We start from the raw sequence: 12,432 nt of genomic DNA on the forward strand, positions 1-12,432 counted from the left end.
CGTCACTACATCCAGTGACGCCCACCCTCGCCCCAGTTTATGGCAATTCATCATTATTGTCCGTTCAGTTCGAATCGATCACGGCGTCGCGGCTCCGATCGGCCAACTGCTCCAGCGTCCCCGCGAAGCCGTCCCAGGCCACCCGCGTGTCGTCGGTCTCCTCGTGCGGCCCCCTGAACCACTCGGTGAACTCGGCCACGTCCAGCAGGCTCCACCGCAGCCGGTAGAGCGCGAGCGCGGCCGCATCAGGGGTCCGGCCGGTCAGCCGGGCGTAGTGGGCCAGCGCCACCGGATCGTCCGCGAGGAGCGACAAGTCCCGTTCGGGCAGGGCGAGTCCGACCGTGTCCCAGTCCACGAGCAGGTAACCGTCCGCGCCTTGGATGAGGTTGCCGGGGTGCGGCTCGCCATGTGTGACCACGAGAGGGGCGCCGCCGCGGCGCACCCGGTCGGCGAGCGCGTCGAACTCGGCCGTGCGGGCGCGCAGGGTGGTGGCGTGGGCGGCGAGCAGCCGGCGGGCCGGTTCGGCGTACGGGCCGCCGGACCAGGTGCCGGTGAGGTCGTCAAGGGCCGCGTGGACGCCGGTGAGTCCGGCGGGCTCCAGGGTGGTGGCCGGCGTGGTGGCGGGGGGCGTGGCGCCGTGCAGTCGTGCGAGCACGCCGAGGACGCGGTCGCGGTCCGCGTCGTCGAGCCGGTCGCCGAACTCGCCGGTGCGGCCCGTGACATGGGGGAAGACCGTGAGGGCGTACCGCTCCCCCAGCGGCACCACCGAGCCGCCGTCCGTGGCCTCGACGGGGGCGACGACGAAGTCCAGGCCGTCGTGTGCGCGCAGTGTCAGCGCCGTGTCCATGGCCCGGCGCAGCCCGACGCCCGCCGTCGTGGCGTCCGCGCCGCAGTGCGCCTTGTGCTCCAGGTCGGAGACGGTGACGAACCACTCGCGCCCGTCGCCGCCGGTGACGTTCCAGTGGTGGTCGCCGAAGCCGACGGGCGCGTAGGTCAGGGCGGTGGGTGTGATGCCGTAGGCCGCGAGACCGCGTGAGAGGGTTTCATTTCGTAGATTTTCAGGAAACGCCTTCATGTCCGCACGCTAGCAACCCCCGTGCGGCGGCGGGCACTTGGCGTGGCGCGCCCGCCGCGCAAGCGTACGGGGAAGCGGATCTTCCCCGGCGTCAGGCGGAGAGTTTGAGCAGCGCCGCCCACTCCTCGATGGCGGGCCGCTCGGCGAGGTCGGTGAGCGCCACGTCCACGCCGTACGTCTCGCGCCAGCGCCCGACCAGCGTCATCAGGCGCACCGAGTCGAGACCGTAGTCGACGAGGTTCTCGTCGAGGGGGATGTCGGCGGGCTCCTCTCCGAGCACGTCGGCGATGTCCCGGCGGAGCTGGTCCAGGGTCAGGGTCGGGGTCACGGCGGTCAGATCCCTTCGAGGACGGAGTCGGTGGTGGTCACCACGGCGCAGCGCCCGGCGGCCCAGCGCAGCGCCATCGCGTGGTCGTCGGCGGAGAAGTCCGCGACGGCGTCGGCGACGACGAACGCCTGGATGTCCCGCATCCACGCGTCGCAGGCCGTCATCAGGACGCCGATGTGGGCGTAGATCCCCGTGATGACCAGCTGGTCGCGGCCGAGGGCGCGCAGCTGGTCCTCCAGGTCGGTGCGGACGAACCCGCTGTACTTCCACTTCGTGAGGACCTTGTCCCCGGGTGCGGGCGCGACGGCGTCGGCGATGGCGGCGGCCTGCGGGTCGTCCGGGAGCCCCGAGCCCCAGAAGTCCTGCTGGAGGCCGCGCTGCTCGGGGGTCTGCCCGCCGGGCTGGGCGGTGTACAGCACGGGCACGCCGAGGGTGGCCGCGCGCTCCTTGAGGCCGCGTACGTTGGCCAGGAGTCCGGGGACGGGCGCGGCCTCGGTGTCGTACGCGGACAGGAAGTAGTTCTGCAGGTCGTGCACGAGGAGCACGGCGCGGTCCGGGTCGACCTTCCAGTCGACGCGGTTGGCCGGCAGCTCGGCGGCGGTCGGCAGGGGGTAGGGGGTGATGGCGGGCAGGGCCATGATGCTGGGTTTTCCGTTTCGGCTGGTCAGAGGGTGCCGGGGCGGGGCCCGGCGGGGTCGGTGGGGCCGGTGTCCGCGGCACCCGCCCTGAGGTCCTTCTTGGAGATCTTCCCGACTCCGGTCTGCGGGAACGCGTCCACGAACTCCACGCGGTCGGGCACCTTGTACGCCGCGAGGCCGCGCTCGCGCACGAAGCGTTTGACGGCGACGGGCTTGAGGGGCTCGGCGCCCGCCTTCAGGATCACGTAGGCGCAGGTGCGTTCGCCGAGGTACGGGTCGGGTTCGCCGACGACGTTGGCGTCGTGGACGGCGGGGTGGGCGAGGAGATGGTTCTCGATCTCCTCGGCGGCGATCTTCTCGCCGCCCCGGTTGATCTGGTCCTTGGCGCGGCCCTCGACGACCAGGTGACCCGTCTCGGTGAGCCGGACGATGTCGCCGGTGCGGTAGAACCCGTCGGCGGTGAAGGAACGCGCGTTGTGCTCGGGCGCGTTCCAGTAGCCGCGGATGGTGTAGGGCCCGCGGGTCAGCAGATGGCCGGTGGCGCCGACGGGCAGGTCGTTGTCCTCGTCGTCGACGATCCGGATCTCGTCGTCCGGGGAGATGGGACGGCCCTGCGTGGTGACGACGGTCTCCTCGGGGTCGTCCAGGCGCGTGTAGTTGACGAGCCCCTCGGCCATCCCGAAGACCTGCTGGAGGGTGCAGCCGAGCGCGGGCCGCACCCGCCGGGCCGCCTCCTCGCTGAACTTGGCGCCGCCCACGAGCAGGACGTCGAGGCTGGTGAGGTCGTGGGTCGTGGTCGCGGCGGCCTCCGTCCACACCAGCGCGAGCGGCGGCACGAGGCCGGTGAGGGTGACGCCCTCGCGCTCGATCAGCGGGAAGGCGGTCTCGGGCGCGGGCTGCGGGCAGAGCACGACGCGGGCGCCGGCGTAGAGCGCGCCGAGGGTTCCCGGTGAGGACAGCGGGAAGTTGTGGGCGGCGGGCAGCGCGCACAGATAGACGCTGTGCTCGTCGACGCCGCACAGCTCGTTGGAGCCCCACAGCGAGTAGATGTAGTCGTCGTGGGTGCGCGGGATGAGCTTGGGCACGCCGGTGGAGCCGCCCGACAGTTGGAGGAACGCGAGGTCGTGCGGGGCGGGTCCGGCCGGGTCCAGCGACTCGGCGGGGTCGACGGGCACGTCGGCGAGGGCCTCGAACTCGCCCGCCTCGCCCTGGGCCACCCACACGTGCCGCAGCGTGGGCACCTCGGCGCGGACCTTCGCGGCGAGCGTCCGGTAGTCGTAGCCTCCGTGTTCGGCGGCGATGACGTAGGCGGCGGCCTCGGTGAAGCGGCAGAAGTAGGCGATCTCCGTCTCGCGGTGCGCGGGCAGCGCGAACACCGGCAGCGCACCGACGCGGAACAGCGCGAAGACCACTTCGAAGAACTCGGCGATGTTGGGCAGCTGCACCACCACGCGGTCGCCCGCCGTGATGCCGCGGGCGAGCAGTCCGGCGGCGAGCCGGTCGGCGCGCGTGTCGAGTTCGCCGTAGGTCCAGCGGCGGTCGGTGGCGGGGTCGACGACGGCGATCCGGTCGGGGTGCGCGGCGGCCCGTGTCCGCAGCACGCCCCCGAAGGTCTCGCCGCGCCACCAGCCCGCGGCGCGGTAGCGCTCGGCGAACTCCCGCGGCCAGGTGGGCGCCTGGGCTTCCCGTGCGGCGTCGGACGCGACGGTCACAGCTCGGCCCCCACGGCGGCGAGGAAGGTACGGAACTTGGCGGCGGTCTCGGCCGTCTCGGCCTCCGGCTCGGACGCGGCGACGACGCCCGCGCCCGCGAACAGGCGCAGGGAGTCGCGCTCGGCCTCCGCGCAGCGGATGGTGACGACCCATTCGCCGTCGCCCGCGGCGTCGCCCCAGCCGACCATGCCGGTGAAGAAGCCGCGGTCGAAGGGCTCGCTGTCGCGGATGACGTCGCGCGCCGTGTCGGTGGGCGTGCCGCAGACGGCGGGCGTCGGGTGCAGTGCGCAGGCCAGTTCGAGGGCGGAGGCGCCCGGGCCCGCGAGGGTGCCGGTGACGGTCGTCGACAGGTGCCACATGGCGGCGGTACGGATCAGGGTGGGCTTCGCGGGGACGGTCATGTCCGCGCAGAAGGGCGCGAGGGCCTGGTGGACGGCGTCCACGACGACGGCGTGCTCGTGCAGGTCCTTGGCGGACTGCAGGAGCGCGGCCGCCCGGCGCACGTCCTCGGCGAGGTCGTCGCTGCGCGGTATGGAGCCGGCGAGGGGGTTGGCGATGACGCGCCGCCCGCGCCGGGACACGAGCAGCTCCGGGCTCGCGCCGATGAGCGTGCGGGCCGGTCCTGTCGGCAGGGCGAAGGTGTAGCCGCCGGCGTCGCGCCGGGCCAGGCGCTGGAGCATGGCGGGGACGTCGAGGGGCTCGGCGCACTCGAGTTCGAGGGTGCGGGCGAGGACGACCTTGCTGAACTCGCCGCGCCACATGCGGTCGACGGCGGCGGCCACGGACGCGCCGTACACCTCGGGGGCCGGGACCTGGCGGATGCGCCAGTCCGCGCGGGCGGGCGCCTCGGCGGGCAGCGCGATCAGCGGGTCGGCGGCCAGCGGCGGCGCGGTGCGCAGGGCCGCGGGCACCGCGAGGGCGGCCGGGGCGCTCTGGTCGAACGGCACCGCCCCGATGACGACGGGCGACTCGGCCCCGTCCGCGCGGGCCTGCCCGAGCGTCTGGGCGACCCGCGCCGCCAACGGTCTCTCGTCGTGCGGCACTTCACTGTGCGCGCCCTGCCCGAGCAGGGTGCGGGTGGGGGTACCGAGGAAGCGGGCGCCCGGCCGGTAGTCGGCGAGGAGCGCGGTGGCGGCTCCTACGGCGGGATGGGCCGGGTCGGCCAGGGCGGGGACGTGTGTGGCGACATCGGGTGCCGTCGACACGGAGGGCTCCGTTTCTCCCGGGCCCGTGCCTCCGGTGGGAGGTACGGCCGCGGGTGCGGGGGGGGGTGGGTGAGGGGTACCTGTGTCCTGCCGATGGCGGCGGACGTGCGGGTGCGAGGGGGCGGCGGCGCGTCAGCGCAGGGTGGCGCCGCCGTCGACGTAGAGCTCTTGCATCGTGATGTGCCGCGCCCGGTCGGAGGCGAGGAAGAGGACCGCCTCCGCGATGTCGTGGGGCGCGGCGATGCGGCCCAGCGGGATGCCGGTGCGGAAGGTCGCGGGGTCACCGTCGACGACCCGCTGCGGGGCCTCCTCGTCGGTCCACAGGGCGCGTTGCATCGCGGTGTCGGTGGAGCCGGGGGCGACGATGTTGCAGCGCACGCCGCTGCGGGCGAGTTCGAGGCCGAGGCACTTGGTGTACATGGCCGCGGCGGCCTTGGAGGCGGCGTAGGCGGCCATGCCGGTGCGGGGCACTCCGGCCGCGTTGGAGCCGACGGTGACGATGCTGCCGCCGCCGCGCGCTGCCATGCGGGTCCCGACGGCGCGGGAGGTGTGGAAGACGCCGGTGGTGTTCACGGCGAAGGTGTCCGCCCAGTCCTCGTCGCTGAGGCGAACCGCCGGACCCGGGCGAAGGATTCCGGCCACGTTGACCAGGATGTCGAGCGGGCCGCGGTCGCGTTCGACGGCGTTCACGGCGGCTTCGACGGCCGCGGCGTCCGTGACGTCCATGACCTGCGCGGTGATGGTGCCCGCACGGGTGGCGGCACCCGGGGGCGGGTCGCCCACCGGCTCGGCGGCCAGCTCTTCCAGGCCGGCCGCGGTGCGGTCGGTGGCCAGGACGTGGGCGCCCTCGGCGGCCAGCAGCCGGGCCACGGCTGCGCCGATTCCTTGTCCGGCCCCGGTGACCAGGGCGGTCCGGTCGGCCAGTTCCGTGCGGTCGCCGGATATGGGTACGGGCATGATCAACTCCCCCCGTTGTTCTTAGGTAAGCCTAACCTTAGATGAGTCGAGCGCGGGACGCCGCCCCGCCGCGGTTGGCTTGTTTGGTTAGGCTAACCTCACTTCATGCAGTCGCAGCACACGGGTACGTCACATCCCGCAGCCGAAGAGGACCCCCCACCGGGGCAGTTGGCCGATACACCCGCACAGGATCGCGTTTCGGCCACTGCCGGGGACGCGCCGTCGGCGGTGGCGGGGGTCGTACGGGAGACGGGGCCGGACGCCGCGCACGAGAATCAGGACGCCGCGCACGAGAAGGCGGGCCCGACCATCGACCGGCCGTCCGCCCCGGACCGCGCCCGTCCGGACCGCCCGCGGCGCCGGATCCACCTCTGGCTCGCGGGCCTCGCCGTCCTCCTCCTGGTGCTGTGCGCCCTGTCCCTGTCCATCGGGGCCGGTGAGGTCGGCGCGAGCGGCGCCCTGGACTACCTCCTGAACCGCGGCGGCGCCCGTGACGACTCGCGGCTCGCCCTCGTCATCGGCGACCTGCGGCTGCCCCGCACCCTCACCGCCGTCCTCGTCGGCACCGCGCTCGGCGTGGCCGGGTGCCTCCTGCAGGCCGTCACCCGCAACCCCCTCGCCGAGACGGGACTGCTCGGGGTGAACGCGGGCGCCTCCCTGGGCGTCGTCGCCGGGATCGCGCTCCTCGGGTTCGACTCCGGATACGCCTACCTCGTCTGCGCGTTCGTCGGCGCTGTCGTCGCCAGCGCCCTGGTGCTGCTCATCGCCGGGCGCGGCGGCGGCTCCCCGATGCGGCTCGTGCTCGCCGGGTCGGCGCTCGGAGCCACCTTCGGCGGGCTCACCAGCGTCATCGTCGTCAACTCCGCCGAGACGTACGACCGTTTCCGGTTCTGGGTGCTCGGCTCGCTCGCCGGTGTCGAGGGGTACGGCGAACTCGCCCGCCTCGCCCCGGTCCTCGGCGTCGGACTGCTCGTCGCCGCGCTGGTCGTCCGGCCCCTCTCGGCGCTGGCCCTCGGCGACGACCTGGCCCGCGGCCTCGGCCACCGCCCTTCGATCACCCGTACCGTCGTCGCCGTCGCCGTGACACTGCTCACCGCCGCGGCCGTGGCGCTCGCGGGCCCCATCTCCTTCCTCGGCCTGCTCGCCGGGTTCGTGGCCCGCTCCCTGGCCGGACCCCGGCTCGCGGTGCGCCTGGTCCTCGCGGGGCTCGTCGGCGCCGGTGTCCTCACCACCGCCGACATCGCCGCCCGCGTGGTGTCCCGGCCCTTCGAGGCGCCCGTGTCCGTCATCGTCGCGCTCATCGGCGCGCCCGTGCTCATCGGCATCGTGCGCTCCAAGCAGCTCGCGACAATGGGGATGACGGACCCGGCGGCGGAGGAGACGGGGGGCGGCAGGAGGCGACTCGGGGGGCCGCTGCGGGCGTTGGCGTCGCGCGTCGCGCGCGCGGGCCGCACGGGCCGCACCGATGGGCAAGGCGGCACCACAGACGCCAAGGACCCGGACCGTCCCAACACCCCTGGCACCCCCGGCACCCCCGGTCAGCGTGGCAACCCCGGTCAGCGTGGCAACCCCAAGAAGCCCACCACCCCCACCCGCCCCCTCCGCCCCGAACGCACCGACGGCCTCATGGCCCTGCGCACCGGCCCGATGTCGTTCCTCGTGGCGCGCCGCCCCGCCGTCGCCGCCCTCGGCCTCGCCGCCCTCCTCGCCTGCGCCGTCGTCCTGTCCGCGTACGCCGGGCAGAGCGACATGGGCATCTCCCGCACCTTCCACGCCGTCCTCGGCCAGGGCGACCGCTTCGACGTGCTGCTCGTGCAGAAGTTCCGGCTCGGCCGGATCGTCGCCGGGCTCGTCGCGGGCGCCGCGCTCGGCCTCGCGGGCTGCCTCACCCAGACCCTGGCCCGCAACCGCCTCGCCACCCCCGAACTCCTCGGCGTCAACGACGGCGCCACCGCGGCCGTGCTGCTCTCCGCCACCCTCAGCGCGTCCGGCTCGTTCGGCGCCTGGTGGGCGGGGCCGCTCGGCGCGCTGGTCGCCGTGATCGTGGTGACCGCTGTGTCCGGCGGCGTGGGCCAGCGCGGCTACCGGGTCCTGGTCGTGGGCCTCGCGATGTCGGCCCTCGCCTCCGCCGTCACCCAGGTCGTGCTGTCCCGGCGCTCTCTCAACTCGGCCAGTTCGCTGTACGTGTGGACCTCCGGGAGCCTCAACGGACGGGGCTACTCCGTCGCCGTGCCGGTGCTCATCGGCCTCGCGGTGCTGATCCCGGTGGCGCTTGCCGTCGCCCGGCATCTGGCGGTGCTGCGGTTCGACGACGACACCGCCGCGTCCCTGGGTTCGGCCCCCGCCCGTACCCGCGTCGTCTGTCTGCTGCTCGCGGTGGCGCTGGCCGGTCTGGCCGTCGGCGTCTGCGGTCCCGTCGGCTTCGTGGCGCTGGCCTCACCGGTGATCGCGTCGCGGCTCGCCGGGCCGCTGCGGGTGCCGTTGATCGGCTCGATGCTCACCGGGGCCGTCCTCGTGGTCGCCGCCGACACGCTCGGGCGGATCGCGTTCTCCGGCTCCGAACTGCCCGTGGGCATCGTGACGACCGTCCTGGGCGGACCGTTCCTGCTCTGGGTCCTCCTCGGCCGCTCCGCGGCGACCCGCGTCTGAGACGGCACCCTCACCCGACACCACGACCCCGCCTTCCCCCACCCCGCTCCACCCATGAGAGGTACCCCCAGGTGACCGACACCCGCAGCCCCCTCCTGCGCGCCCTGCGCCAGGCCGTCCGCGCCCAGGTCGTCGGCGCGGAAGCGGAGTTCTGGCTCCGCGCGGAGGCCCTTGGCACCCCGCTCGTCGAGCCCGACCCCGAGGGCGATCCCGCGCAGCGCCTGGTCACCTTCGTGTGGCGCGACGATCCCGCCGCGCCCGTGTCGGACGTCCTCGCGCTGCTGCACACCGTCACCGACCGGGCCCGGCACGCCGGCGATCTGACCGCGCATCTGATGGACCGGGTGGAGGGCACCTCGGTCTGGGCGATCAGCCACCGACTGCGCGCCGACCACCGCGCCTCCTACCAGTTCCTGCCGCACCGCGGCGCACGCGCCGACGTCCTGCGCACGGACCGGGCGTCCTGGACGGCCGTCCTGGACGCGGCGGTTCCCGACCCCCTCAACCCCTCCCCCGTCCTGCCGTCCCGCGACGGCCGCTCCCCCGCCTCCGTCCTGTCCCTCCAGGACGCCCCCGCCGAGCCGCACACCGGCCGCAGGCCCGGCGTGTACCGGGGACGCGGCGTCGACGCCGAGGTGCGGGGGCGGCGGATCACCGCGCACCTGCCGCCCGGTCACACCCCGGAGAGCGGCCCGTATGCCGTGGCGGTGCTCCTCGACGGCGAGATGTGGGGTCCCGTGCTGAGCGTCGGCGACATGCTCGACAACCTGCACGCCGACGGCGCGCTGCCGCCGACCGTCGCCCTGCTCGTCGACACGATGGGCCGCCGCATGGAGGACCTGTCGTGCAGCGGGGCGTTCGTCGACTGGCTGGCGGACGAGTTGCTGCCGTGGGCGGAGGAACGGTACGGCACGGACAAGCGGCCGGAGCGCACGGTCGTGGCGGGCCAGAGCGCGGGCGGCCTCACCGCGGCGTTCGCCGCGCACCACCGCCCGGACCGGTTCGGCCTCGCGCTGTCCCAGTCGGGGTCGTTCTGGTGGCCCGACGACGAGCGCGGCACCGAGTGGCTGACCGGACAGTACGCGTCCGCCCCGCACCGACCGGTGCGGCTCCGCCTGGAGGTCGGCCTCCAGGAGTGGATGCTCCTGGAGGAGAACCGCAGGCTGCGGGACGTGCTCCAGGAGCGGGGCTACGACGTGTCGTACGCGGAGTTCAACGGCGGCCACGACTACGCCTGTTGGCGGGGCGGCCTCGCGTCCGGCCTGGCGGCTCTCCTGTCGGAGCGGTGAGCGGACGACGGGTCCGTCACGCCACGGGGGCGGCCAGCGCCGGATCCTGACCCGACCGGCCGAGCGCCTCGGCGACGAACCCGGACGCCGTCAGCTCGGCCACCGTCTCGCGCAGGAACCGCACCGTCTCCGGACGCCGTTCCCTGGTCGTCCCGACGGCCTGCCGGATGGTCATGAACGCGGGCTCCACCAGACGCAGTTCGGGCCGCCCGGCGACGTGCGCGGTCAGCGGCTGCCGGATGCCCGCGGCGACCTCCAGCTTCTCGGCGTGGAAGGCGTCGACGCCGTCGCTGCCCCGGACCACGGTGGCGTGGCGCAGGGTGCGCGTCAGGAACAGGTCGTAGGCGGAGCCCTGCTTCACGCCGACGCGGACGCCCGCGCTGTCCACGTCCTCCGGTGTCCGCAGCGCGGACCCGGCCGGGACGGCGTACACGCCCTCGATGTGCACGTACGGAGCGGTGAACGCGATCTCCGCCTCGCGGGCCGGTTCGACGGCGAGGAAGCACAGGTCGGCGCGGCCGGAGGCCATGGCCTCGTAGGACTTGCGGGCCGCGTCGAAGCACTGGAACTCCACGGGCAGGCCGAGGCGCCGGGCCACTTCACCGGCGAGGTCGACCGTGACGCCGCCGGGCGCGTCCGGGGTGCCCTGGGCGAGCACGGGATTGCCGAGATTGACGGAAGCGCGCAGTACGCCGGTGGGGGCGAGGTCGCGGGCGAGGGCGGCGATATCGGTGATCTCCATGGGGCCGAGTGTAGGAACGGTCGACGGACACCCACCGCGCGGACCCTGCCTTGCCGCGGTGGTCCGGGCACCGTCGCGGGCGCGGGGACGACATGTCACACCCGCGCCACGCGGCGATGCCCGGACCAGGACGACTCAGGCCACCACCGCGTCCCCCTCCGCCCGCTCCACGTCCTCCGACTCGTCCTCGAAGGGCGGCGGCTGCGGCGCGTCGGCCGGGAGGCGCAGGGCCACCAGCGCGCCCACCGCGACCAGCGCCGCCGTCCCCCACACCGCCGCCCGGAACGGTCCGGCGTCCGGGGTGCCGCCGTGACCGCCGCCTCCGATCACGGCGGCGCACAGCGCGATGCCGACGGCTCCGCCGAGGGTCCGCACGATCTGGAAGAGGCCCATGGCCTGGCCCATGTCGGACGGGGCGATCGACTCGAACCCGGCGAGCTGCACGGTGAGTACGGCGGTGCCGAGGACCAGGCCGACCAGGAACATCAGGACGCGCACGGCCCACTCGTCGTCGGCGACGCCGGGCACGCCGAGGAGGGCGAAGACGACGGTGGCGAGGAGCAGCGCGGGCACGGTGAGGCGGCGGGGGCCGAGGCGCGGCAGGAGCCGGTCCACGAGCTGGGAGGCCAGCATCAGGCCGAGCGCCTCGGGGAACACGCTGAGCCCGGCGTCGAGCGCGGAGGCGCCCAGAGCGGCCTGGTAGAGCAGCGGGAAGACGAAGAGCAGGCCCATGAGTCCGGCGGCGGTGAGGACCGCGAGCACCGAGGCCGTCCCGTAGTTGCGGTCGGTGAACAGGCCGAGGCGCAGCAGAGGTTCGGGGGTGCGCCTCAGGTGGCGGACCGCGGCGACGAGGAGGGCCGCGCCGACGACTCCGGCGGCGGCCACCGGCGGGCTGCTCCAGCCGTGCGCGGGCCCGTACCCGAGGGCGTACGTCAGCAGGCCGAGGCCCGGCGTCGCCAGCCAGAAGCCGGTGCGGTCGAAGGGTCCTTCGGTGCCCTCGACGTGCTCGCGCAGGCCGAGGACGCCGATGAGGAGCGCGGCGAGGCCGACGGGCACGTTCACGAAGAACAACCAGTGCCAGGAGGCGTGTTCGGTGAGCAGGCCGCCGAGCGGCGGGCCGAGCGCGGGCATGAGGGCGGTGGGGACGATGAGCGCCTTGGCCAGCTTGCCGCGTTCGTGCGGGGCGTAGGTCCGGAACAGCAGGGTCATGCCGACCGGGGTGAGCAGGCCGCCCGCGAGGCCCTGCACCGCGCGGGCCGCGATGAGCGTCGGCAGGTCCTGGGCGAGGCCGCACAGCGCGGAGGCGGCGGTGAAGACCGCGAGCGAGCCGAGGAACACGCGCTTGGTGCCGCAGCGGTCGCCGAGCCAGCCGGCGACGGGCAGGGTCAGGGCGAGGGCGACGAGGAAGGCCGTCTCGACGGCGTTGGCGGCGGAGACGGGACGGCCGAAGTCCTCGGCGATGGTGAACAGGGCCGGGTTGACGATCGTGGAGTCCAGGCCGTTCATGCACATCGCGGCCACGTAGACGATCACGACGGCGGCTCGCGGCGAGAGCAGGCGTGGGCGGCCGGAGCTGTCCTTCTCGGGGTGCACCTCGGAATCCTTCACCGAGTCTGTGGAGGTGTCCTTCACCGGGCGAGCGCCCCGGCGTCACGCGCGGTGACCCACTCCAGCGCGGCGGCGCGCGGGCAGGGGCCGTACACGACCGTCCAGCCGTCGGGGACGCTCGCGAACAGCGGCCACAGGGAGTGCTGGTGCCGTTCGTTGACGAGGACGACGAAGGCGCTCGTGGGGCCGTCCGCGTCGAAGGGGTTGGCAGGGGCGTCGCCGGTCATGG

At 74.4% G+C, this 12,432-nt stretch carries 11 protein-coding genes; 2 read left to right on the forward strand and 9 right to left on the reverse strand.

Annotation, left to right across the window (positions count from 1 at the left end):
• Positions 1-64: 64 nt before the first annotated feature.
• The 6 genes from AB6L24_RS01345 to dhbA all read right to left on the reverse strand — a co-directional run bounded on the left by AB6L24_RS01345 (position 65) and on the right by dhbA (position 5,915).
• Complete coding sequence (locus AB6L24_RS01345; RefSeq protein ID WP_405651029.1) at positions 65-1,075, reverse strand: phosphotransferase family protein; 1,011 nt, start codon at positions 1,073-1,075, stop codon at positions 65-67.
• A 91-nt stretch (positions 1,076-1,166) separates the two neighbouring features.
• Complete coding sequence (locus AB6L24_RS01350; protein ID WP_380850925.1) at positions 1,167-1,412, reverse strand: phosphopantetheine-binding protein; 246 nt, start codon at positions 1,410-1,412, stop codon at positions 1,167-1,169.
• On the reverse strand, positions 1,409-2,041 hold the full coding sequence (locus tag AB6L24_RS01355) for an isochorismatase family protein (protein ID WP_405651031.1): 633 nt from the start codon (positions 2,039-2,041) through the stop codon (positions 1,409-1,411). The genes AB6L24_RS01350 and AB6L24_RS01355 overlap by 4 nt, the downstream gene beginning before the upstream one ends.
• 26 nt (positions 2,042-2,067) lie before the next feature.
• Positions 2,068-3,753: a (2,3-dihydroxybenzoyl)adenylate synthase gene (locus AB6L24_RS01360; protein ID WP_405651033.1), complete on the reverse strand. Its 1,686-nt coding sequence runs from the start codon at positions 3,751-3,753 to the stop codon at positions 2,068-2,070.
• The gene (gene dhbC / locus AB6L24_RS01365) at positions 3,750-4,958 is read right to left on the reverse strand and encodes an isochorismate synthase DhbC (protein ID WP_405651034.1); all 1,209 of its coding nucleotides are present in this window, start codon (positions 4,956-4,958) and stop codon (positions 3,750-3,752) included. The genes AB6L24_RS01360 and dhbC overlap by 4 nt, the downstream gene beginning before the upstream one ends.
• A 132-nt stretch (positions 4,959-5,090) precedes the next feature.
• Positions 5,091-5,915, reverse strand: a complete 825-nt coding sequence (dhbA, locus tag AB6L24_RS01370) for a 2,3-dihydro-2,3-dihydroxybenzoate dehydrogenase (protein ID WP_405651036.1) — start codon at positions 5,913-5,915, stop codon at positions 5,091-5,093.
• A gap of 105 nt (positions 5,916-6,020) precedes the next feature.
• On the opposite strand from dhbA, the gene fhuB reads away from it, so the two are divergent.
• Together fhuB and fes are read left to right on the forward strand one after the other, a co-directional pair.
• Positions 6,021-8,564, forward strand: coding sequence for a Fe(3+)-hydroxamate ABC transporter permease FhuB (gene fhuB, locus AB6L24_RS01375; RefSeq protein WP_405651038.1), 2,544 nt, complete (start codon positions 6,021-6,023; stop codon positions 8,562-8,564).
• Between the two features lie 71 nt (positions 8,565-8,635).
• Positions 8,636-9,853 (forward strand): enterochelin esterase, encoded by a 1,218-nt coding sequence (gene fes, locus AB6L24_RS01380; RefSeq protein WP_405651040.1) that lies wholly within the window; start codon positions 8,636-8,638, stop codon positions 9,851-9,853.
• 16 nt (positions 9,854-9,869) lie between these two features.
• Here fes and AB6L24_RS01385 read toward each other — a convergent pair whose 3' ends face one another.
• The 3 genes from AB6L24_RS01385 to AB6L24_RS01395 form a co-directional block, all read right to left on the reverse strand.
• Positions 9,870-10,595 carry a transporter substrate-binding domain-containing protein gene (locus tag AB6L24_RS01385; protein WP_405651042.1) on the reverse strand — a complete coding sequence of 242 codons (726 nt, stop codon included), beginning with the start codon at positions 10,593-10,595 and terminating at the stop codon, positions 9,870-9,872.
• A gap of 135 nt (positions 10,596-10,730) precedes the next feature.
• Positions 10,731-12,188, reverse strand: coding sequence for an MDR family MFS transporter (locus AB6L24_RS01390; protein ID WP_405651044.1), 1,458 nt, complete (start codon positions 12,186-12,188; stop codon positions 10,731-10,733).
• Positions 12,189-12,223: 35 nt separating this feature from the next.
• A complete protein-coding gene (locus tag AB6L24_RS01395; protein WP_405651046.1) occupies positions 12,224-12,430 on the reverse strand; it encodes an MbtH family protein in 207 nt (68 codons plus the stop codon).
• Between the last annotated feature and the right edge of the window lie 2 nt (positions 12,431-12,432).

The organism is Streptomyces sp. RK9, assembly GCF_045070545.1.
Classification (GTDB): Bacteria; Actinomycetota; Actinomycetes; order Streptomycetales; family Streptomycetaceae; genus Streptomyces; species Streptomyces alboflavus.

Coding starts and splice junctions, on each gene's coding strand:
- AB6L24_RS01395 (WP_405651046.1), bottom strand. CDS start 12,430: ATGACCGGCGACGCCCCTGCCAACCCCTTCGACGCGGACGGCCCCACG.
- AB6L24_RS01345 (WP_405651029.1), bottom strand. CDS start 1,075: ATGAAGGCGTTTCCTGAAAATCTACGAAATGAAACCCTCTCACGCGGT.
- AB6L24_RS01355 (WP_405651031.1), bottom strand. CDS start 2,041: ATGGCCCTGCCCGCCATCACCCCCTACCCCCTGCCGACCGCCGCCGAG.
- fhuB (WP_405651038.1), top strand. CDS start 6,021: ATGCAGTCGCAGCACACGGGTACGTCACATCCCGCAGCCGAAGAGGAC.
- dhbA (WP_405651036.1), bottom strand. CDS start 5,915: ATGCCCGTACCCATATCCGGCGACCGCACGGAACTGGCCGACCGGACC.
- AB6L24_RS01385 (WP_405651042.1), bottom strand. CDS start 10,595: ATGGAGATCACCGATATCGCCGCCCTCGCCCGCGACCTCGCCCCCACC.